Here is a 21,815-nt window from a genome sequence, read left to right on the forward strand (position 1 = left end):
GTGCGCGAGGCGGACCGGCCCACTGGCCGCCACGGCGGCGAACGTGAACGGCCGGTCGTGAACACGGCCTTCCACGTGCGGTGGGTCCAACGCGTCCCGGCCGGCCGGCGCCGCGTCGACGACGGGCAGCCAGGGGCGGAATCCGTGCAGCTCACCGGGTTGGCTGTTCGTAGGATGGGCGCAGCTCCTCCGGGAGGGAGACGGTGTCGGAGGGGACATGCCGCAACACGCGAAACACCAGCTGCTCGGGCGGAACCGGGAGCTGGAGGCACTGGAGCGCCTGCTGCGCGAGGTGCGTGGCGGGCGCAGCCGGGTGCTGGTCCTGCGCGGCGAGGCGGGGGTCGGGAAGTCGGCGCTGCTCGACCATCTGGCCGGGCGGGCGGCGCGGCTGCAGACCGTGCGTGCGGCCGGTGTGGAGGCGGAGTCCGACTTCGCCTACTCGGCCCTGCAGCGTCTGTGCGCCCCGCTGCTGTCGCACCTCGACCGGCTGCCGCCCGTGCAGCAGGACGCGCTGCGCGTCGCGTTCGGCCTGAGCGCGGGCAATCCGCCCGAGATGCTGCTGGTCGGGATGGCGGTCCTCGGTCTGTTCGCGGAGGCCGCGGCCGAGTCCCCGCTGGTGTGCCTGGTCGACGACGCGCAGTGGCTGGACCTGATGTCCCAGCGGATCCTGGCGTTCGTCGGGCGCCGGCTGGACGCCGAATCGGTGGCGCTGGTGTTCGCGGAGCGGGTCGCGGACGGGCAGCCGGAGGAGGGGTTCGCCGGCCTGCCGGACCTTCCGCTGCGCGGGTTGGCCGACGACGACGCCCGGTCGCTGCTCGACAGCGTCCTGCCGGGGCCGGTCGACGCCCGGGTGCGGGACCGGATCGTCGCCGAGACCGGCGGGAACCCGCTCGCGCTGCTGGAACTGCCCCGGGGGCTGTCACCGGCGGAGCTGGCGTTCGGCTTCGGGGGGCCCGGCGCGGGACCGGTGGCGACCAGGGTGGAGGAGGGCTTCCGCCGGCGCGTCGAGGCGCTGCCCGCCGACACCCGCGCGCTGCTGCTGGTCGCGGCGGTCGAACCGGTCGGCGACGGGCCGCTCTTGTGGCACGCGCTGCGCCTGCTGGGCATCGGGTTCGAGGCCGCGGCACCGGCCGAGACCGCGAACCTGATCACGCTGGGCGCCCCGGTGCGGTTCCGGCACCCGCTGGTGCGCTCGGCCGTCTGGCGCGGCGCGGACGGCGCCGCACTGCGCGCCGCGCACCAGGCGCTGGCCGAGGCGACCGACGCCGGGCGCGACCCCGACCGGCGGGCCTGGCACCTGGCCCACGCCGCGGTCGGCCCGGACGAGGAGGTCGCCGCCACGCTGGAACGCTCCGCCGACCGGGCCCTGGCGCGCGGCGGGCGGGCGGCCGCCGCCTCCTTCCTGGAACGGGCCGCCGCGCTCACCCCCAGCCCGGGGGAGCGGGCACGGCGCGCCCTGGCCGCCGCGGCGGCGCACGTCGCGGCGGGCGCGCCGGCGCGGGTTCCCGACCTGCTCGCCGCCGCCGAACTCGGGCCGCTGGACCCGCTGCAGCAGGCCAACGCCAGCCGCCTGCGGGCGAAGGCCTCGTCCATGACCAACCCGGGCCTCGGCGCGGTGCAGCCGTTGCTCGACGCGGCGGGCCGGCTCAGGGACCTCGACCCGGCCGCCGCCCGGGAGACCTACCTCGCGGCGTTCGGCGCGGCCATCTGGGCCGGCCGGTACGACGAGGGCGGACGGCGGCGGGTCGCCGAGGCGGTTCGCGACCTGCCGCCCGGGGACGAGAAGGCGGGCGTCTTCCTCCGCGCCCTGGTCACCTGGACCACGGACGGCCCGGTCGCCGCCTTCCCCCTGCTGGCACGGGCGCTGCGCTCCCTCACCGACGACGAGGACCTGGCCGTGCTGTGGCCGGCCGCCAACGCCGCGGTGGAGCTGGGCGATCTCGGAGCCTGGTTGGAGATCACCGACCGGGCGGTCCGCTTCGCCCGGACGACGGGCGCGCTGTCGGTCCTCTCGACGGCGCTGCCCTACCGGGCGGCCTCGCTCGGCTACGCGGGGCGCTTCGCCGAGGCCGAGGACCTGCTGGCCGAGGCCGAGGCCGTCGAGGAGGCCGCGGGCGTGGCGACGCGCATGGTCTCGACCGTCCTGATCAGCGCGTACCGGGGACGGGAACGTCCTGCCCTGGACCTGATCGAGGCGATGGAACGGGAGGGCGAGCAGCGCGGCCTGGGCCGGCTCACCGGCATGGCGGCGTGCGCGCGGGCCGTCCTCAACAACGGCCTGGGCAACTATCCGCTCGCCGTGGAGGCGGCGCTCAGGGGAGGGGAGTACCACGACCTGGTCGTCCACAACTGGACGTGCAGCGAGCTGGTCGAGGCCGCGACCCGGGTCGGCGACCGGGCGGTGGCGGCGCGGGCGCGCGAGCGGCTGGCCGACTGGGGCCGGGCCGGGACGCCCTGGGCGCTCGGCGCGCTGGCGGTCGCCGACGCCCTGACCGGGGCGCCCGAGCGGGCCGAGGACCACTTCAGGGAGGCCGTCGACCACTTCGGCCGGGGCCCGCTCGGCGTGTTCGAGACCAGGGCCAGGCTGCTGCTCGGCGAGTGGCTGCGCCGCCAGAACCGGCGGGCCCAGGCCCGCACCGAGCTGCGCGCGGCGCACGAGGCGGCCGCGGCGATGGGCATGGAGGCGTTCGCCGAGCGGGCCCGCCGGGAGCTGCTCGCCACCGGTGAGACCGTCCGCAGGCGGACCGTCGGCGCGCCGGTCCTCACCCCGCAGGAGGCGCAGATCGCCCGGCTCGCGGCCACCGGGCACCCGAACGCCGAGATCGGCGCGCAGCTGTTCCTCAGCCCGCGCACGGTGGAGTGGCATCTGCGCAAGGTGTTCGCCAAGTTGGGGATCTCCTCGCGCCGCGAGATCGTCGGAGCGCTCCCCGACCGATGAGCCCGGGGCCGCCGGGCGTGCGGCGCACCGGCGCACCGTACGGTGACGGTCACCTTCGTATGCAGTCATCCGACTGTTCCCGCCGCGCCACCGTCCGGCGATCCTCGATGAAGCGCCGCCACGCCGGCGGTTCGTCGTGTGCAACCGGAAGGTCCGACCGTGAAGCAAACCCCCGTCGTCCTCATCCACGGTGCGTGGTTCCACCTGTCCTCCTGGGCGGGCTGGGCCGAACGGTTTACCTCGCACGGCTACGCGGTCTCCGTCCCGGCCTGGCCGGGCGAGGCCGACACCGCCGACCTGGCCCGCCGCGATCCCGGCCCGCTGCGCGACCTCGGGCTCGCCGAACTCACCGCGCACTACGAGCGGATCGTGCGTTCCTTCGACCGACCGCCGGTCCTCATCGGGCACTCGGCCGGCGGCCTGATCGCCCAGCACCTCCTCGGCGCCGGCCACGGCCGCGCGGCGGTGGCCATCGCGCCGCTGCCGGCGGGCGGTGTGCCGCTGGACGACCAGGACCGGCCCCGGCCCTGGCCCCGTCCCCGGCTGTGGTCGCCGCTGCCGGCCGGCTCGATCCGGTACCCGTCCTGCGAGCCGCTGCCCCGGACCCGGTTCCGGCACGTCGTCGCCAACGCGGTCGGCGAGACGGAGTCCGCGAAGCTCTTCGACCGGTACGCCGTCCCGGCCCCGTTCCGGCTGCTCGCGGACCTCGGACTCGACGGCACCGGCACCGCGTCAACCGGCACCGGGTCGGGCGGCACGGTGGTGGACACGGCCAACCCGGCGCGCGGGCCGCTCCTGCTGGTGTCCGGTCAGGAGGACCGGATGGTCCCGGACGCCGTGACCCGCGCGGTCTACAAGCTCTACGGCGACTCCTCCGCCGTGACCGAGCTGAAGCAGTTCGTCGACCGGGGGCACTCCCTGGTGTTCGACAGCGGCTGGCACTCGGTCGCCGACCACGTCCTCGCCTGGCTGGCCGCCAACGGCGTCGAGGCCGTGGCCGCGGAACAGGACTGACCGCCCGCCGAGCCGTCCTGATCGCACGTCAGGCCTGCGCCTGCGGCACCTCCTCGGCGCGGCTCAGCGCGTCGCGCAGCGCCGCCCGGGCCGTGATGCCCAGCTTGGGGAAGACCCGGTAGAGGTGCGAGCTGACGGTGCGCGGCGACAGGTGCATCCGCTCGCCGATCTCCTTGTTGGTCAGGCCGCTGGCGGCCAGATCGGCGATGCGGCGCTCCTGCCAGGTCAGCGAGGCCAGGCTCAGCGTCGAAGCCCGGGGCGGGGCGCCGGTGGCGCGCAGTTCGGCCCGTGCCCGCTCGGTCCAGCCGGCGGCCCCCAGCCGTTCGAACGCCTCGGCCGCCGGGACCAGGTGCTGCCGCGCCGCCGCCCGGCCCTGGACGTGGCGCACCCGGACGCCGTGCGCCAGCCGGATCCGGGCGAGCTCGAACGGGAACCGGGCGGCGTCCGGCTGGGCTTCGGCCCGTGCGAACATCCCGGCGGCCTCCCGCTCGCTCTCGGCGGTCATCGCCAGCGCGCCGTAGGTGACCAGCCCGAGGCGCGGTGAGACGTCCGGCAGGCCGGCGTCGCGGGCGGCGAGGGCGTGCGCCCGGGCCTGCTCGACGCGTCCGGTGTGCCGGGCGGCCTCGACGAGGTCGAGCAGGGTGCGCGAGGCCTGGTACGCGTAGGGCCGGAACGTGCCCGGCCGGGTGATGCCGATGGCGTAGAGGTACGCGGCCTCGTAGTCGCCGGAGCCCAGCGCGGCGGTCGCGCCGGCGGAGTCGGCGACCTGGGTCAGGAACCCCAGTCCGCGTGGCCGGGCCCAGGCGTCCACCTCGGCCTGGAGGTCCCGCGCCCGCCCGCAATCGCCGCGCAGCGCGGCGAGTTGGGCCAGGTACGCGCGGCTCTGGGCGGCGAACAGGTGGTGGCCGTGCTCGGTCGCGAGGTCCAGGCCGCGCCGTCCGGTCTCCTCGGCGTCGGCCCATTCGCCGACCGAGATCCGGTCGAGCGTGATCTGGTGCAGCATCACCATGCCGGTGGCCACGGCCCCGGTCTCCAGTTCGCGGTCCACCACGCGTTGCAGGTGCGGACGGTAGTAGCCCAGGATGTCGAGGTGGTACGCGGACGCGCCCAACCGCGTGACGTGCCAGGGCTCCAGGCCCGGCAGGTTCGCGGCAGCGTCCCGCACCGGCCCGGCCCAGCCGGCTCCGTGCCTGGTGACATCGCTCCAGGTGCCGCTGTAGAGGCGTGAGCGCTCGGTGACGAGGCCGCCCAGGGAGGCGAGGAGTTCGTGCGTCCGCTCCCAGGCCGCCTGGTCCCCGGCGTACTGGCTGATCGCCAGGAGGAGGTCCACCAGCCGGGTGAGGACGTCCTCCCGCTCGGTCCCGCCGGCGGTGGGCCGGGCGGTTCCGTCGTCCCGCAGCCGCTCGATCGCGGCCGAGACCTGCCGGTGGGTGGAGCGGACGTCCCCGTCCTGGTAGAGCGCCTGGTAGGAGGCCGCCAGCACCGCGGCCGGCGACTGCGTCGATCCGGACGCGAGGTCCGCGCGGACCAGGCGGTGCGCCTGGCCGAGGCGGGCGGCGTGACCGGCGACGAAGGCCGCGTCCGCCAGCCGCCGTGACCGGTGGGTGCGGTTCTCGCTGAGCTCGGCGGCCCGGGTCAGCCAGGTCACCGCCGCCAGCGCGCCGCCGCGCCGGGTCGCCGACTCGGCCGCCGCCTCCAGGACGCCGGCGACCTCCTCGTCGGGGTCGACCGTCGCCGCCGCCAGGTGCGTCGCCCGGCGTTCGAGGTTCTCCCGGTGGACGCGCGCCAGCGCCAGGTGCGCGGCGCGACGCTGGTTGGGCGTGGCCGTCCGCACGACGGCGGAACGCACCAGCGGGTGGCGGAAGACGAACTCACCGGTGGCCGCCTCGACCTCCAGCAGCCCGGCGGCCACGGCCGGGTCGGCGTCGCGCATGGCGTAGCGGGTGCCGGGGACAACGTCGGCGCCGCTCGCGGTCCCGGCGCCGTCGAGCGCGCCCATGAGCAGTTCGGCCCGCAGCCGCTCGTCGAGGCCGGCGATGCGGGCGCCGAACAGCCGCTGCAGCCGGCGGGGCAGCGGCACGCCGTGCCGGCCGATGAGGCCGATGAGGTCGTCGGCCGGGAGGTCGTCCGACCGGCCGGCGAAGTGGGCGGGCAGCTCCAGCAGGGCCAGCGGGTTGCCCTGCGCCTGCTCCAGGACGATGCGGCGGGTCTGCCGGCCGAGGTCCGGGTAGCGCTGGTCCAGCAGGCGCGCCGCGTCCTCGTCGGTGAGGGCGGCGACCGGCAGTTCGGGCAGCGCGGCGGTGTCGAAGCGCGAGGCGAGGTCGGTGCGGACCGCGACCAGCAGCTTCACCTGGCCGCCGCTCAGGCGTCGGCCCACGAAGCCGCAGACGTCGGCGCTGGAATCGTCCAGCCACTGCCCGTCGTCGAGGACCAGCAGCAGCGACCGCTGCGCGGTGGCGGGGAGCGACAGCAGGGTGAGGACGGCGATGCCGAGCGCCATGACCGACGGCGGATCGCCCCGCACCCCGCCGAACACGGCGTCGAACACCGCCCTGGTCCCGTCCTCCAGCCGTGCGACGTCGGCGAGCAGCGGGTGGAGGGCCTGGTGCAGCCCGGCGTAGGGCAGCGCGGATTCCGCCTCGACGCCGGAGGCCCGGACGACCAGGTGTCCCTTCCGTTCCGCCAGTGCGGCGGCGTGGCGGAGCAGCGAGCTCTTGCCGACCCCGGTCTCCCCGCGCAGGACCAGCGCCTGGCCGGTGGTGGACCGCACGAACGCCGCCAGCTTGGCCTGCTCGTCCTCGCGGCCCACCATCGTCGTGCTGATGGACTCCATGCCCGCCCTTCCCCTTCCCCTCCGACGCCGCCCTCACCGCGCGTCCACCGATCACGATCCCGGGACCGCCGCCCCGTCGAGCCGGTGCCGAACCCTGGCCAGTACCCGGGCCGGGGGGTGACCAGGGTCCGGCACCGGCTCGACGGGGCGGCGCCGGGGAAGACGATCAACGCGATCGAGCACACGTCCCCCGATCCGCACGCAGGAAGGGCGCCGCATGGCCGTCAACTACACCGCCACGGTCGAAGCCACCGGCGAGGGCCGCAACGGCGGCACCGTCCGCTCCACCGACGGCCTGCTCCGGCACCGCCTGTCCATCCCCGGGGAACTGGGCGGAGCGGGCGACGCCACCAACCCGGAACAGCTCCTGGCCGCGGGCTGGGCCGCCTGCTTCCTCGGCGCCCTCCGCCACGCCGCCGCCCGGCGCGGGATCAGGCCGACCAGCACCGCGGTCACCGCCGAGGTCACCCTCCAGCACGCCGACGACGGCGGGTTCTCGCTCCGGGCCACGCTGGCCCCGCGCGTCGGCGGCGTCGACCAGCGCACCGCCGACGAACTCGCCGAGGCCGCCCACCAGGCCTGCCCCTACTCCAAGGCGACCAGGGGCAACATCCCCGTCACCCTCGCCGCCGCCGCCATCTGAGCGCGGCCCTGGAGGTCCCGCACAGTCGTGCGGACGTGTTTCACGAGGAAGTCGGAACTGGGCTGGGAGACGCTGACGATCACGTTCGTCACACAGGGAGCGGAGGCTGACGGAACGTTCCGGACCTCCGCCGAGGCCGCCGTGGACGGTTCGAGGATCGACTGCTGACCCGCCCCGCCCCCGTCCCCGCACGGCCGGCCCGCTTCCGCGGCGTCCCGGCCGGCAGAGATCGGCGATCACCCCAGACGCACCGGCAGTTCCGCAAGGCCCCGCAGCAGCGTGCTCGTCCGCCAGGTCAGCCGGGACGGGTCCGTGGCGAAGTCGATCGCCGGATGACGTTCGAGGAGGCGGCGCAGCGCGACGGTGGTCTCCGCGCGGGCGAGCGGGGCGCCGAGGCAGTGGTGCGGTCCGTGGCCGAAGCCGAGGTGGCCGGGGCCCTGGCGGCGGATGTCGAAGCGGTCGGGTGCGGGGAAGGGGAGCGGGTCGCGGGACGCCGCGGCGAGGGAGACCAGGACCGCGTCGCCCGCCGCGACCGGGGTTCCGGCCAGGTCCAGTGGTTCGGCCGCGAACCGGAACGCGGAGGCGCGGACCGGGGTGTTGTACCGCAGCGACTCCTCCACGGCACGGGGGAGGAGTGCGGGATCGGCACGCAGCAGGGCGAGTTGGGCGGGGTGGGCGAGCAGACTGTGCACGGTGGCGGAGATCAGGTTGACCGTCGTCTCGTGACCGGCGACGAGGAGGAGGAACACCATCCCGAGGAGTTCCTCACGGGTGAGGCCCGCCGCCTGCGCTCCCGGCCCCGGTCCGCGCGCCGCGCGTTCCGCCGCCGCCAGGTCGGCGAGCAGCGTGCTGTCCGATCCCTGGGCCCGACCGCCGATCGGGTCGGCGCTTGCCGTCAAGTCGGAGATGTAGGAGGCCAGTTCCGCCGAGGCCGCCGCTGCCGCCTCCGGGGACGACGGCAGGACCAGCTCGGTCGACCAGGTGTGGAACGGGGCGCGGTCCGCCTCCGGTACACCCAGAAGTGCGCAGATCACCGCGACGGGCAGTGGGAGCGCGTACCGGTGCACCAAGTCGACGGTTCCCCGTTCCGGCAGCGTCGCGAGCAGGTCGTCGGCGATGGCCTCGATCTGTCCGTGCAGCGCGGTGATGCGGGCCGGGGCGAAGTGGCCCGCGACCAGTCGGCGCAGGTGCGTGTGCTGCGGCGGGTCGCTCTGGAGCATGTTGCGGCCGATGGCGTGACCGCCGTCCGTGCGCCATGACGAGGAATGGGCGATGTCGTTGCGCAGCCGGGGATCGGTGAGGGCCTGTCGTGCCGCGTCCCGGGTCACCACGAGCCAGCAGGCGCCGCTCTCCGGTACGTGGATGCGGTGGACGGGGCCTTTCGCGCGCAACTGCTCGTAGAGGGGGAAGGGGTCGGCCGCCAGGTCGTGGCCGTCGGGGGCCAGTTCCTGCAAGGTGGGTGCCTGTTTCACGGGGCTCTCCGGTGGTGAGTCGCGGGGGCGGGCCGCCGACGCCGAGCAGCAGTGCCGTTCCGTCCACGGTCCGCCTCCCGCGTGTCATAGGGGCCCGGCAGGAAATGGGGACCAGTCCCTGTTTCCTGCCGGGACGATAGCATCCCGAACGGGGAATGCTCCCCGCTTTCGGTCGAGAGGTACGACGGAGGACGCGATGACCACCGGGGACCAGCGCACGCCGCCCCCGTCGCGGCGCGATGCGCGGCGCAACCGGGAGCTGCTCGTCGAGGCGGCCCACGCGGTGTTCGCCGAGCAGGGGCTCGAAGCGCCACTCGACGTCATCGCCCGGAGGGCGGGCGTGGGGAACGCGACGCTCTACCGCCACTTCCCCACCCGGGCCGCGCTCGTCGACGCGGTGTTCCACGATCCGCTGGCCGACACGGTGGCGGTCGGCGAACGGGCCCGCACGGCTCCGGACGCCTGGGCGGCGCTGACGGGTTACTTGGACGCGGTCTTCACGGTGCTGGCCGCCGATCGCGGCACCAACGACCTCATGACCACACGCCTCCAGGGCGTCGAGTCCCTGGACTCCGTGCACGCGCACAACCGCCGCACGCTGGAACTGCTACTGGAACGCGGGCGGGCGGAGGGCAGCGTCCGGCCCGATGTCACCGTGGAGGACGTCCTGTTCGCCCTGGCCGCTCTCGGCCGTGCGGTCCCGGCGCTGACGGCGGCGGCGTCCGCCGAAGCCTGGCGTCGCCCCCTCGCCCTGCTCGTCGACGGCCTGCGCGCCGTACCCACCACGCCGCCGCTGCCCGCCCCTGCTCTCACCCCCGCCCAACTCCACGCCGCACTGGGCGAACTGGGCCCGCACCGCAGCCCCGGCCGCCGCCGATCGGGCGACCGCCGGGACTGACGCGGCAGCGACGCGGCGATCGACGGCAATCGCGGCCGGGCCGCCGTTTCACCGGGGGGCAGCCAGGCCGTCCGACCGGGGGCAGCTCTCCAGGTGTGACCCGGCATGACGGGCATCGCCGAGGCGGCGCCCGGGGTTCCGCGCGCTCAGGCATGGGATCGGGTCGGAAAGATGACGGCCGGTGCCGACCGCGCCACGACTGCAGCGATCGACCACTCGACGCGACTGACCGTGTGTCACAGCGTGATCGTCACCGTCGCCCGGGATACCTTCGACCGGTCCGCATACGTCCTTCATGAGGTGTGAGGCCATGGTGGAGAGCACGGAGTACCCCGGGGACTACGAGTTCGACCTCCCCGGAGAGCTGGTGTCGCAGGAGCCGCCGGAGGCGCGCGGCGGCCGGCGCAGCGATGCCCGCCTCGCCGTGCTGCGACGCGGCACGGATCAGGTCGAGCACCGCGGCTTCCACGAAATCGCCGAGTACTTCGAGCCGTCGGACGTCCTCGTGGTCAACAACGCGCGGGTGGTGCCGACCCTGCTGCACGGCGAGGACCAGGACGGCAAGGTGGTCGCGGTGAGCATCCACTCGCCGAACGAGGACGGCACCTGGCACTGCCTGGTGGCACCCGAAGCGGTCTGCCGGCCCGGCGCCCGGTTCGTCCTCGGCCCCGAACGCCAGGTCGCCGGCCGCCTGCTCGCCGAGGCGGATCCGGGCGTCTGGCGGATCGAGCTCGACCCCGCCGACGGCGACACCCTCTACCGGCTCGCCGAACCGATCTACCCCGGCTACCTCAAGCAGGCTCCCGCCGACCCGGAGTACTACCAGACCACCTACGCCTCGCGCCCCGGCGCCGTCCTCTTCCCCTCGGCCGGACGCCACTTCACCCCCGCCGTCCTGGACGAGCTGCGGGCCCGCGGCGTGGCCGTCGCCGAGGTGACCCTGCTGCTCGCGGCACGGTCGCACCACTTCGTCCGGCAGCTGTTCCAGCAGCAGGTCGCCGCCGGCGGCGTCGGAGACATCGCGGCCGAGGACCGGGTCGACCGCGCCACTCAGGTCAAGGGATTCGACTTCCCGGGGGCCGAGCGCTACGAGGTCACCGCCGGGACCGCCGAGACCATCAACGAACGCCGCTCTCGCGGCGGCCGGATCATGGTGTGCGGAACCTCCGCGCTGCGCACACTGGAGAGCGTCACCGGCGAGGACGGCCGCGTCCCGGCGGCCACCGGCTTCACCCGGCTGCGGATCGTCCCGGGGCACCGGTTCCACGCCTGCGACGGGTTCCTGACCAACCTGCACCGGCCGAAGAGCTCCGAGCTGCTGCTCACCTCGGCGTTCACCGGACGGGCGCCCCTGCTGGACGTCTACCGGCGGGAGCTGATCCCCCGGGAGTACCGCTTCCACGAATTCGGCGACTCGATGCTGATCGTCTGAACGGAGGGCGACCGTGCTGATCGTCGAGGACGTCAGGCGAACCGGGACCGCGCAGGGCTGGGAGCTGTCCGCACGGGTGCGCGCCAAGGCCGCGCTCGGCGTGGGACGCCTGCACTTCACCGTACGCGGCGGTGAAGCCGACCGGCTGCCGGAGCGTGGCGACGCCTTCCTCGCCGCGCTCGTCATGCCCGCCATGAGCCTCGGCGAGGACCTGTTGGTCGACGCCCCGGTCTCCCCCCGGCTGCTCAGATCCGCCCGTACCGTGATGGAGATCTACTCCGCCTGGTGGGAACGGCTCCGCCCGGTCCGGGTGACGGCGACCGGGACCGCCGTCGCGACCGGCGGCGAGGACGCCGTCGGGCTGTTCTTCACCACCGGGGTGGACTGCTTCTACAGCCTGCTCAAGGACGGCGAGCGCCGCACGGAGCCCCACCACCAGCCGGTCACCGACCTGCTGTTCGCGAACTTCGAACAGGACTCCGGAACGGACCACGACCGACTGGTCGCCCGGATCGGGCAGGTGGCCGCCCGAAGCCGCTGCCGGGCCGTGGTGGTGGACACCAACATCCGCTCCTTCGCCGAGCCCTTGACCACGTGGGAGGCCTACCACGGCGCGGCGCTCGGCGGCGTCGCACTGTCACTGCAGGGCCTGCTCGGCCGTTGCCTGATCGCGGCCAGCGACCAGTACCGCCACCTGCCCCCGCTGGGCTCGCACCCGCTGCTGGACCACCTCTGGTCCACCGAGGGACTGGAGATCGTCCACGACGGCGCCGAGGCCACCCGAACGGGCAAGGTCGAGCGCCGGCTCGTCGGCTCCGCGCTGGCGCTGGACAACCTGGGGGTGTGCTGGCGCAGCCGGCCCGGCCACAACTGCGGCGAGTGCGAGAAGTGCCTGCGGACCATGGCCGCCCTGGAACTGGCCGGCGCACTGGGACGCTGCCGCACCCTGCCCCGGGTGCTCGACCTCCACCGGCTGCGCACCGTGCCGGTGGAGTCGGAGGACGCCCGGGTGTCGATGCGCGAGTTGGCGCTCGACGCCAGAGCGCGCGGGCGGCACGACATCGCCGACGCCGCCGAGCACGCGCTGGAGCGGCCCCGGCCGGGCCGCTCCGGGCCGACGGCTTCCGGCGACCGCCGCGAGCGGCCTTGACGGGCCCGTCAACCCTTCTGGAAGACGAGGTTCTCGATGTCGGCGGTCATCCGGACGGTGCTGTCGTCGAGGACGTGGACCAGCGGCACGAGGCTGTCCTCCATCTCGTCGGTCGGGAGCACCACCTTGACGGTGTCTCCGGCCCCGGCCAGGAAGATCGGGAAGGTGCTCAGGTCCTCGCCGACCCGGTTGTAGTGCTCCACCAGCCGCCGGAACAGCTTGGGAACCATGACCACCTTGGTGAGGGAACGCTTGTCCGGGACGTACGCGCCCGCAGGGCTGGTGGTGACGTCGTACTCCCAGACCCCCTTCCGGTCGGCCCGGGCCTGGCGGGCGACGGCCCTCAGCTCCTCGCGAAGGTCGTCGAAGAACCCCTTGTAGAAGGTCGGGTAGGCCAGACCGTCGGCGATCAGGCGATGGTTCGCCGTGGTCCGCAGCAGCGGGACGTCCACCGGGATCTGGGTGCCGTCGGCGCCCGGCGGCATGCCGGTGCCGACCAGGGCGACGCAGCGTCCGAAGGAGTCGGCACCCCGGGTGAGGATCCAGCCGGGTGGATTGGCCGGCGTGGCCCTCTTGACCTCCTCGTGGTCGAACTCGACGTCGGTGAAGCCGAGGAACTTCAGGAGTTCGTTCCTCGCCTGGTGGGCGAGGGCGAGCGGCTGGTGGGTCCGAGGGCCGCTCGCCTCGTAGTGGGTCTCCAGGGCGTCCACGGATTCCAGCCGGAGTTTCGCCCTGCCGGTCTCCGGCTTGTGGTCGACCGGACAGGCGCGGAGCCTGTCCCACACGTTCGGGTCGGTGGGGATGAAGGCGATGGTGTCGCCGTCAGGCTCGGTCTTGACGATGTCGTAGGTGCCGTGGACGAGCAGCATGGGCATGGGAGGCCTCGTCGGGGTGGAAGGGGGGCCGCCCGCGCTGCCGGAGGCCACCGTTCCTCGCAGCAGGGATCACGCCTGGTGAAGCGGTTGTGACGGAAAGCGGCCGGGTGGCGTCACTGTAGGTTCGGGTGCGACCGGGTTCAACGACCCTCCGGTGCGTCCCCGCCCGGCGCGTCGCCGTGCCCGGGCTCCCGTCCACGCCACCGGGGCCGCGCCGGCCGTTCCCGCACCCCCTCGTGTCCCGCGCAGCGCCGTCACGGCCCGGCAGCCCCGACGCCCGCCCCCGGCGCGAGGTCGGCGGGCATTCCGGAGCGAACCCGGGCCGCGGTCACGTCGGCGACAAGTACCGTTGCACGCTCGGAGAGTTGGGCTTCGACGCGCGATCGCCCGCAAGGACGCCCCCGCCCCGATCCAGGCCGGCAGGAGGTGGGTGGTGGAGCGGAGGGGAGGACCGCCCCACCACCAAGCACCTGGCAACGCCTACTGAGGGGCGCCCTTGGCCGTGGGCTGCGTCTTCTGGTTGTAGATCTCCTTGCCGTCCGCGTTGAAGGCGTGGACGTAGGGGGCCGGGCGGAAGGCGTTCGTGTCGGGGTCGGTGGAGACGGCGGCCGTGTAGGCGAACGCGCCGCCCGCCATGATGGTGGGGTACTGGGTCGGGTCGTCGCCGTAGCTGATGGTGACCTTGGCGACATCGGGCGTGTAGTGCCCGGCGCCCAGCGAGAGGAACTGCCCGGGGCCGCCGGCCGGCGCGCTGAAGCTGTCGAAGAACTCGATCAGGTGACCGGTGCCCCACAGGCGGTCGTTGATGAAGGTCGCGGGGGAGGACAGGCTGGTGCCCTGGTTGCCCTTCGACTCGCACTGCACGTACTGGCCGGCGGAGTCGACGGCGACGACCACGCCGTCGGTGTCCGACGAGGCGACGGGAGCGCGGACCGCGATCACCGCCTGGTACTGCGACGCCGCCGAGCCCAGGCAGGAGGCCAGGATCCCGGCGACGGCCCCGGCGTCGATCGGAGTTGTCGTCGTACTGGTGACGGTGAAAGCAGCCGGGGTGGTGGTCACCGGGGTGGCGGACGAGCCGCCGCCGGAGACAACCGGGGCGCCGGCCGGGCCGGAGCCGTGGGCCGTGGCGGTGGGCGTACCGGAGGGCTTGCCGTGGGCCGTGGCGGTGGGGGCGGGCGTGGAGGTGCCGGTTGCGGCGGTGGCCATTCCCCCTGCGGCCGCGACGGCTGCGGCGGTGGCGGTGGCGGCGATGAGCATGATCGGGCGGATACGCATGAATCCGTGTCCTTCCTGCGGGCGTCCGGTTGACGCCGGCACCCCTGTACGCCCCCCGCCGTCCGGCAGGTCGCATCCCGCACATGTGATCCAGCTCATAGCCCGCCGGTGCGACCCTGGGACGGCGCTCGTGCGTACAAGGCGGGAGCCGCGCCCAGGACGCACGGCTCCACCGCCGCGACCGAGGAGTGCCTCCTCGTGCATCGCCTGTGCCGCGAGCTGACGGACAGCCCCGGAGGAGAGGCCCTTGATGACGCCACAGGAGTTCGACGCGTTCTACGCGGCGTCCTTCTCCCGCCTGACCGGGCAGCTCTACGCGCTGACCGGCAACTGGTCCGAAGCGCAGGACGTGGTCCAGGAGGCCTTCATCCGCGCGTGGGACCGAAGGCGCACCTTCGCCCCGGACGACGCCCCGGAGGCGTGGATCCGGACCACGGCCCGGCGGCTGGCCCACTCCCGCTGGCGGCGTCTCGCCCGGGGCCTGCACCTGGCCGGACGCCATCACCGCCATGAGCCACCCGCTGCCGAGCCGCCCACCGAGGAGCACCTGATGCTGGTCACCGCGCTCCGCGACCTGCCCGAGGCACAGCGAAACGCCCTGGTCCTGCACCACATGTGCGACCTCTCCGTCGAGCAGGTCGCAGCCGAGACCGGCGCCAGCGTCAGCGCCGTCAAGAGCCGCCTCGCCCGCGGCCGGACCGCGCTCGCGGCCAGACTCGCCGACCGGACCCCGACCAGCGAGGAAGGAAAGCTCCGTGTCTGACCCCACCCACGACAGCCTCGCCGACCGGCTGCGGCTGCTCGGCACGCAGATGCCCGCACCGACCCTGCCCGCTGCGGAGGTCCGCCGACGCGCCGACCGGCGCCGCCACCGCCGGCAGGCCCTGGGCGTGACCGCGGTCTGCACCGTAGCGGCCCTGTGCCTGGCTCTCCCGTCCGTTCTGCACTCACCGGGGCCACGGCACTCACCGGTGCCACAAAGCTCACCAGGACCACAGCAGGGAGCAGCCACCACAGACACCCCCTCCGTGCCGGCTCCCCCCAACCCCCCGGCTGCTTTCACCGTCACCAGTACGACGACGACTCCGATCGACGCCGGGGCCGTCGCCGGGATCCTGGCCTCCTGCCTGGGCTCGGCGGCGTCGCAGTACCAGGCGGTGATCGCGGTCCGCGCTCCCGTCGCCTCGTCGGACACCGACGGCGTGGTCATCGCCGTCGACTCCGCCGGCCAGTACGTGCAGTGCGAGTCGAAGGGCAACCAGGGCAACAGCCTGTCCGTCCCCGCGACGTTGATCAACGGCCGCCTGTGGGGCGCCGGCCACCTGATCGAGTTCTTCGACAGCTTCATTGCGCGGGCCGGCGCCGGGCAGTTCCTCTCGCTGGGCGCCGGGCACTACACACCCGATGTCGCCAAGGTCACCATCAGCTACGGCGACGACCCGGCCCAGTACCCGGCCGTCATGGCGGGCGGCGCGTTCGCCTACACGGCCGCCATCGCCACCGACCCCAACACGAACACCTCACCCCCGGCTTCCTATATCCACGCCTTCAACGCGGACGGCGAGGAGATCTACAACCAGAAGACGCAGCCCACAGCCAGGAACCGCTGACAGAAGGCGCCGCCCGGTGCGCTGACGTCCATACCGGGTGAGGTGAACGTGCTCGCCGCTCCGCGTGCCCACCGGCCTCAAGCCGCAGCCGGCCGACCCCGGTGGCGCCGGGGCTGTTCGGGTTGTTCCCCCGGGGGCCGTTCGCTCCGTCGGCTGCACCCGCGACGACGAGGGCCGGGGGAGGGGTGAGCCTGGAGGCGTCGCCGCCTTCCGGGCGGCCGATCCCGGGCACGGGCGCGTGGACACCTCACGGCACCCCCGTTCCCGGCGGCAGGACGATCCGATGTACCGCTGCCGTCGTGGCCGATCGTGATCCCGGTCAGCCGGCCGACCGCCACGAGAGGACGCCAGGGGCATGAGCAATCCGTTCGTTCTCAGCACGCCCGGCGGCGACGGGCCGAGGGTCTTCGAACTGACCCCGTCGGCGACCGCCGGGCAGCTGGACGCCAAGCAGGTCTGGGCTCCGGCGAAGGCCGACGAGGTCGAGTCCACGCACTACACCGACGCGAAGCTGGTCCGCTCCGCGACCTGGGGCGAGGTCGTCCTCGCCGCGCGCTGGGGCAAGGATCCCCGGGTGCTCGTCATCGAGTACGCCACGGGGAAGGTGGTCTGGCGCAGCGACCCGAAACTCGGGGACCTGGGCGGAGGGGTTCACTCGGCGACGCTGCTCCCGGGCGACCACGTCGTCGTCCACGCGCCGAAGGCGGACGCCAACGACGGCGACCACCTGATCTTCATCCCGCACGACCGGCCGGAGGCGATGGTGCCGTACGACCTCGTCGACAGCCACGGCTCGGTGTGGGTCGAGTCCGCGAAGGCCTCCGGGGGCGGCTACCTGTGGGCGATCGGCCGGACCACCCTCGCGCGTGACACGAAGGACCGGGGGACCTGCGTCCTGCGCCAGTACGGCCTGGGCAAGGACCTCAAGTGCCCGCTCCAGTACGTGAACCAGTTCACCCTGGTCGCCGAGCCGCTCGAACTCGGTTACATGGAACAGCCGGGCTGGAACGAGAGTCCCCACGACATCGCCCGCGCCGACGAGAACACCCTGTGGATCGCCACCGAGTCACGGGTCGTGGCCTTCGACCTCGACACGTTGGAGACGCCGCCCGAGCCGGTGCCGCGCACGACGTTCCAGTCCGAGGTGGAACCGAAGGACCCCCTGACGGAGCATCCCTCCGCAACGAACCTCAAGAGCCTGAGCGTTCACGGCGACACGGTCCTGTACGCCCAGACCATGGGCAAGGCCTCCGACACCTCCACGATCGGCCTCGTCACCCAGGGCAGGAAGCAGACCGCGCACCTGGACGAGCCGTTCTACAAGGCCCGCCTCGTCACCCCCGGGCAGGCGTGACCCCACTCGGGAGACTCCTTCGGACGGCCGCGTCATCAGAGCCGCTCTGGAACGTCTGGTCATCGGCCTCCTGCGGGACCGAACGGTCCCGGTGCCGCCGTCACCGGGGCGGATTCCGCGCGGGTGACGGCGGCCGGTGCCGCCGTCGGACCGGACCGGCCGCGGGACGGGCCGCGGCGAGGTCCTACGGTGTCGCTCTGGCGGGTGGCAGCGTGGCGACGGCCGATTGATCGAGTTCGATCGGCAGCTGGTGGGCCAGCGCCGAAGCGAGCTGCTCGGCCATCTCGCGGGTGAAGGAGCCGCTGATGACCGCCTCGCCCCCGGTGATGGCCTCTCTCACATAGGGGTGGGACACGACCTCCCCGTCCACCACGATCGCGAACTCGTTGGCGGGGGTGGGCAGGGCGGCGAGCCGGCCGGTGCTGTCGGCGAAGTCCTTGGTGCCCGTGGTGTTGAAGGACAGCCGCACCTGCCAGCCGGCGGCTTCCTGCGCGGCGAAAGCCGCTTCCGCGCCGATGATGTCGGCACTGTCCACGGAGGCGGGGCCCAGCGCGAACTTGTACCGGACGTCGTGTTCCGCCGCGGCGCTGAAGGCGAGTGCGGGAGCGGACGCGGCGACCTGGAGGCCCGGGGAATTGCGGTCCGGGGCGCAGTCGAGGGCGGCGAACCGGGCGGCCAGTTCGGGCGGGAGGGTGCCTTGGGGGAGCGCGTCCGTCGGGCCGGAGGGAGCGGCCTCGACCGTGGCACCGGTGGCACCGGTCGCTGCGGCGGACGGGCCGGGCGCCGTCAGGCACGGTGCCAGCGCGAGGACGGGGCGGATGAGCAGCTTCCCGGGCCTGGTGAGGGCGGTGAGTTTCCCACCGGCGTCGCCGGGGGCGGTCACGGTGATGGTGGTGCCCTGGATGGTGGTCCTGACATCGGTCAGGCCCAGGGTGGCAGCCCGCGCGCGGAGCGTGCCGCCGGAGGCGTCCGACGAGGCCGGCAGCGACTTCTGCCGGCCCGCGCCGGGGTCCTCACCCGGCGCGGACGGTGGCCGACGGCTCCCGTACGTCGTCCACGAGCTCCCGTATCAGCGCCGCGACCTGCGCCGTCTCGACGAGGAACCCGTCGTGGCCGTACGGCGAGGAGATCACCCGGACCCGGTCGGCGGAGGGGATGCCGGCGGCGAGTTCCTCCTGCTGGGCGAGCGGGTAGAGGCGGTCGGTGTCGACCCCCGCCACCAGGGTCCGGGCGGTCACCCGGGCCAGGGCGGCGCGCGTGCCGCCGCGTCCCCGGCCCGCGTCGTGGGCGTTCATCGCCTCGGCCAGCACCGCGTAGCTGGCCGCGTCGAAGCGCCGGACCAGCTTGGCGGCGTGGTGGTCCAGGTAGGACTCGACCTGGTAGCGGCCGCCCGCCCCGGGGTCCTCACCCTCCTGGGCGCGGTTGCCGAAGCGGACGTCCAGCTCCTCGGCGCCGCGGTAGGTGACGTGGGCGAGGCGCCGGGCGACGCCCAGACCGGCGTGCGGGCCCTGCCCGGGAGCGGCGTCGTGGTAGTCGCCGCCGCGCCAGTGCGGGTCGGCGCGGATCGCGTGCAACTGGACGGTGGTCCAGGCGATCTGGTCCGCGCTCGCCACCGCCGTGGTGGCGAGCAGGAACAGCGAGGAGACCCGCTCCGGGTAGGAGACGGCCCACTCCAGGGCGCGCATCCCGCCCATCGAGCCGCCGACCACGAGTGCCCAGCGCTCGATGCCCAGCGCGTCGGCGAGCCCGGTCTCGGCCAGCACCTGGTCACGCTGGGTCAGGCGCGGGAAGGACCCGCCCCAGTGCCGCCCGTCAGGACGCGGCGAGGCCGGGCCGGTGCTGCCCTGGCAGCCGCCCAGGACGTTGGGCGCCACCACGAACCAGCGGTCGGTGTCGAGGGCGCGGCCCGGCCCGACCAGGGCGTCCCACCAGCCGGAGGTCGGGTGACCGGGCCCGGCCGGTCCGGCGACATGGCTGTCGCCGGTGAGCGCGTGCAGGACGAGGACCGCGTTGGAACGGTCGGGCGCGAGCCGCCCCCAGGTCTCGTACGCCAGCCGCACGCCGGGGAGCTGACCGCCGGCCTCCAGCGGCAGGGGCTCCGTACGGTCGTACCAGTTGCGGCGCCCGGGCGGGTCCCCCTCCCGCCACGCACCGGTGGCGGGAGGGGGAGCCGCGTGCGGGGCGGTCCCGTCCGCGGGGTTCAGGACGCCGCCTTCGCGGCGCGGAAGCCGGCCTCTAGGTCCGCCTTGAGGTCCTCCAGGTTCTCGATGCCGACGGACAGCCGCAGCAGGCCGGGGGAGGTGCCGGTGGCGGCGAGCTGCTCCTCGTCGAGCTGGCTGTGCGTGGTGGAGGCCGGGTGGATGATGAGGCTGCGCACGTCGCCGATGTTGGCGAGGTGGCTGAAGAGCTCGACGGCGTCCACGAACCGCTTGCCCGCCTCGACGCCGCCGCGCAGCTCGAAGCAGAACACGGCCCCGGCGCCGCGCGGAAGGTAGCGCTGCCCGGCCTCGTACCAGCGGTTGGAGGGCAGCCCGGCGTAGTGGACGGCGGAGACCTCGTCACGCTGCTCCAGCCACTCGGCGAGTGCCTGGGCGTTGGACGAGTGGCGCTCCATGCGCAGGCTCAGCGTCTCCACGCCCTGCAGCAGCAGGAAGGCGGAGTGCGGCGCGATGGCCGGCCCGAGGTCGCGCAGCAGCTGGACGCGCAGCTTGACGGCGTACGCGCCGGGCCCGAGGGCGGACCAGTAGCGCAGGCCGTGGTAGCTGGGGTCCGGCTCGTTGTAGTCGGGGAAGCGCTCGGCGTGGGCGCCGAAGTCGAAGGTCCCGGCGTCGACGACGACGCCTCCGAGGGTGGTGCCGTGGCCGCCGAGGAACTTGGTCGCCGAGTGGACGACGACGTCGGCCCCGTGCTCGATCGGGCGCAGCAGGTAGGGGGTGGGGACGGTGTTGTCGACGATCAGCGGGATCCCGGCCTCGTGGGCGACGTCGGCGACGCCGCGGATGTCGAGGACGTTGCCGCGCGGGTTGCCGAGGGTCTCCGAGAACAGGGCCTTCGTCCCGGGCCGGATGGCGGCCCGCCAGGCGTCGAGGTCGTCCGGGTCCTCGACGAAGGACACCTCGATCCCGAACCTCGGCAGGGTGTGCCGGAAGAGGTTGTACGTGCCGCCGTAGAGGGAGGCACTGGAGACGATGTGGTCGCCGGCGCTCGCGAGGTTGAGGACGGCGAGGGTCTCGGCGGCCTGGCCGGAGGCGACCGCCACGGCGGCGACCCCTCCTTCCAGGGCGGCGATCCGCTGCTCGAAGACGTCCTGGGTGGGGTTGTGGAGGCGGGTGTAGATGTTCCCGGCCTCGGCGAGCGAGAAGAGGTCGGCCGCGTGCTGGGTGTCCCGGAAGACGAACGAGCTGGTCTGGTAGATCGGGACCGCCCGGGCCCCGGTGGTGGGGTCGGGCACGGCACCGGCGTGCAGCTGCTGGGTCTCGAAGGACCAGGCGGGGGCGGTGGATCCGGTGGATTCGCCGTCGGGCGTGCGGTCGGCGGTGACGGCGTCGGTCGGCTGGCTCATGCTTCTCCTCGTACACATGTGGAGCCCGGCGGGCCGGGCCGGCGCCGATGTGAGCGGCGGGTGCGGGGAACGGGCGCAGGGACGCTCCGGGTGGAGCGGCGCGCGGATCGCGCTACGGCGCGGAAGGGATCACCACGGCGCCGCGTCAGCGGGCAGCGGGACAACTCATGGTCGTGACACGCGTGTAGTCCACGTGGCGGCGGGTCACGAGCGTGATCATGCGGTCAGGCAACCACATTTGAGTGGCGAACACCACCGCGTTCCGCATTCCGGACAGTACGGCGGTCCGACAGACGACACCGAGGCGGACCTGCGCGAGACCGGGCCCGACATGGACCGGATCCGTGCCGACCTCACCGCCGTGACCGGCATGGTGGCGCTCACCGGCTTTCAAGTACCCGCTTGCGACGGCTAGTCAGGCCCGCCCGGCCCGCACGTCCGCGGGCTTTCCGGCCAGTGCTTCTTCGAGTTCGTCCAGTTCCGTGCGGCGCGCGGCGATCCGTTCCGGCGGCTCGTCATCCCTGTACTCAGGACGGCCGACCCGCCTCGATCCCGGAGTCGCTCGGCACTGCGTCGATGAGGGCCGATGAGCCGGCGGCCTCGGCTGCTTACAGATGGTAGTCGGCGCAAGGGCCCAGGAGAGGTGGCCGGAGCTCGGGCACCGCCCCACCGGGCAGCGGATGAACGGATGCTTGCCACCTCGGGAACACCGGGGTGGGGCAAATCGATCGGTATCACGAAATATCGACCATCTGC

Annotated in this window: 17 protein-coding genes; 10 read left to right on the forward strand and 7 right to left on the reverse strand. The window is 74.0% G+C overall.

Annotated elements, in window-relative coordinates; translation table 11 throughout:
- Positions 1 to 217: 217 nt before the first annotated feature.
- Together ACFZBX_RS10560 and ACFZBX_RS10565 are read left to right on the forward strand one after the other, a co-directional pair.
- Complete coding sequence (locus ACFZBX_RS10560; RefSeq protein WP_391532893.1) at positions 218 to 2,938, forward strand: ATP-binding protein; 2,721 nt, start codon at positions 218 to 220, stop codon at positions 2,936 to 2,938.
- A gap of 159 nt (positions 2,939 to 3,097) precedes the next feature.
- The gene (locus ACFZBX_RS10565; protein ID WP_391532894.1) at positions 3,098 to 3,952 is read left to right on the forward strand and encodes an alpha/beta hydrolase; all 855 of its coding nucleotides are present in this window, start codon (positions 3,098 to 3,100) and stop codon (positions 3,950 to 3,952) included.
- 28 nt (positions 3,953 to 3,980) lie between these two features.
- Here the strand turns inward: ACFZBX_RS10565 and ACFZBX_RS10570 are convergent, their stop codons facing one another.
- Positions 3,981 to 6,785, reverse strand: a complete 2,805-nt coding sequence (locus ACFZBX_RS10570) for an AAA family ATPase (RefSeq protein ID WP_391532895.1) — start codon at positions 6,783 to 6,785, stop codon at positions 3,981 to 3,983.
- Positions 6,786 to 7,002: 217 nt separating this feature from the next.
- On the opposite strand from ACFZBX_RS10570, the gene ACFZBX_RS10575 reads away from it, so the two are divergent.
- Positions 7,003 to 7,428, forward strand: a complete 426-nt coding sequence (locus ACFZBX_RS10575) for an organic hydroperoxide resistance protein (protein ID WP_391532897.1) — start codon at positions 7,003 to 7,005, stop codon at positions 7,426 to 7,428.
- A gap of 236 nt (positions 7,429 to 7,664) precedes the next feature.
- Here the strand turns inward: ACFZBX_RS10575 and ACFZBX_RS10580 are convergent, their stop codons facing one another.
- Positions 7,665 to 8,900 carry a cytochrome P450 gene (locus ACFZBX_RS10580; RefSeq protein WP_391532899.1) on the reverse strand — a complete coding sequence of 412 codons (1,236 nt, stop codon included), beginning with the start codon at positions 8,898 to 8,900 and terminating at the stop codon, positions 7,665 to 7,667.
- A 196-nt stretch (positions 8,901 to 9,096) separates the two neighbouring features.
- On the opposite strand from ACFZBX_RS10580, the gene ACFZBX_RS10585 reads away from it, so the two are divergent.
- The 4 genes from ACFZBX_RS10585 (at position 9,097) to ACFZBX_RS10600 (ending at position 12,380) form a co-directional block, all read left to right on the forward strand.
- The gene (locus tag ACFZBX_RS10585) at positions 9,097 to 9,798 is read left to right on the forward strand and encodes a TetR/AcrR family transcriptional regulator (RefSeq protein ID WP_391532900.1); all 702 of its coding nucleotides are present in this window, start codon (positions 9,097 to 9,099) and stop codon (positions 9,796 to 9,798) included.
- A 105-nt stretch (positions 9,799 to 9,903) separates the two neighbouring features.
- Positions 9,904 to 10,104 carry a hypothetical protein gene (locus ACFZBX_RS10590; RefSeq protein ID WP_391532902.1) on the forward strand — a complete coding sequence of 67 codons (201 nt, stop codon included), beginning with the start codon at positions 9,904 to 9,906 and terminating at the stop codon, positions 10,102 to 10,104.
- 4 nt (positions 10,105 to 10,108) lie between these two features.
- Positions 10,109 to 11,230, forward strand: coding sequence for an S-adenosylmethionine:tRNA ribosyltransferase-isomerase (locus tag ACFZBX_RS10595; protein WP_391532903.1), 1,122 nt, complete (start codon positions 10,109 to 10,111; stop codon positions 11,228 to 11,230).
- Positions 11,231 to 11,243: 13 nt separating this feature from the next.
- Entirely contained in the window at positions 11,244 to 12,380 is a 1,137-nt protein-coding gene (locus ACFZBX_RS10600) for a hypothetical protein (RefSeq protein ID WP_391532905.1), read from the forward strand.
- Positions 12,381 to 12,388: 8 nt separating this feature from the next.
- Here the strand turns inward: ACFZBX_RS10600 and ACFZBX_RS10605 are convergent, their stop codons facing one another.
- Together ACFZBX_RS10605 and ACFZBX_RS10610 are read right to left on the reverse strand one after the other, a co-directional pair.
- Positions 12,389 to 13,255 carry a thermonuclease family protein gene (locus tag ACFZBX_RS10605; RefSeq protein ID WP_391532906.1) on the reverse strand — a complete coding sequence of 289 codons (867 nt, stop codon included), beginning with the start codon at positions 13,253 to 13,255 and terminating at the stop codon, positions 12,389 to 12,391.
- 480 nt (positions 13,256 to 13,735) lie between these two features.
- Complete coding sequence (locus ACFZBX_RS10610; RefSeq protein ID WP_391532908.1) at positions 13,736 to 14,533, reverse strand: hypothetical protein; 798 nt, start codon at positions 14,531 to 14,533, stop codon at positions 13,736 to 13,738.
- A 250-nt stretch (positions 14,534 to 14,783) separates the two neighbouring features.
- Between ACFZBX_RS10610 and ACFZBX_RS10615 the strand changes: the two genes are divergently transcribed.
- The 3 genes from ACFZBX_RS10615 to ACFZBX_RS10625 all read left to right on the forward strand — a co-directional run bounded on the left by ACFZBX_RS10615 (position 14,784) and on the right by ACFZBX_RS10625 (position 17,497).
- Positions 14,784 to 15,296, forward strand: a complete 513-nt coding sequence (locus ACFZBX_RS10615) for a SigE family RNA polymerase sigma factor (RefSeq protein WP_391532909.1) — start codon at positions 14,784 to 14,786, stop codon at positions 15,294 to 15,296.
- A gap of 265 nt (positions 15,297 to 15,561) precedes the next feature.
- A complete protein-coding gene (locus ACFZBX_RS10620; protein WP_391532910.1) occupies positions 15,562 to 16,143 on the forward strand; it encodes a hypothetical protein in 582 nt (193 codons plus the stop codon).
- Positions 16,144 to 16,498: 355 nt separating this feature from the next.
- Positions 16,499 to 17,497 (forward strand): hypothetical protein, encoded by a 999-nt coding sequence (locus ACFZBX_RS10625; protein ID WP_391532912.1) that lies wholly within the window; start codon positions 16,499 to 16,501, stop codon positions 17,495 to 17,497.
- A 184-nt stretch (positions 17,498 to 17,681) separates the two neighbouring features.
- Here the strand turns inward: ACFZBX_RS10625 and ACFZBX_RS10630 are convergent, their stop codons facing one another.
- The 3 genes from ACFZBX_RS10630 to ACFZBX_RS10640 form a co-directional block, all read right to left on the reverse strand.
- Entirely contained in the window at positions 17,682 to 18,380 is a 699-nt protein-coding gene (locus tag ACFZBX_RS10630; RefSeq protein ID WP_391532913.1) for a hypothetical protein, read from the reverse strand.
- A 130-nt stretch (positions 18,381 to 18,510) separates the two neighbouring features.
- A complete protein-coding gene (locus ACFZBX_RS10635; protein WP_391533079.1) occupies positions 18,511 to 19,701 on the reverse strand; it encodes a homoserine O-acetyltransferase in 1,191 nt (396 codons plus the stop codon).
- On the reverse strand, positions 19,698 to 21,059 hold the full coding sequence (locus tag ACFZBX_RS10640; RefSeq protein WP_391532914.1) for a bifunctional o-acetylhomoserine/o-acetylserine sulfhydrylase: 1,362 nt from the start codon (positions 21,057 to 21,059) through the stop codon (positions 19,698 to 19,700). The genes ACFZBX_RS10635 and ACFZBX_RS10640 overlap by 4 nt, the downstream gene beginning before the upstream one ends.
- Between the last annotated feature and the right edge of the window lie 756 nt (positions 21,060 to 21,815).

It is taken from the genome of Kitasatospora sp. NPDC008115 (genome assembly GCF_042957205.1).
Taxonomy (GTDB): domain Bacteria; phylum Actinomycetota; class Actinomycetes; order Streptomycetales; family Streptomycetaceae; genus Kitasatospora.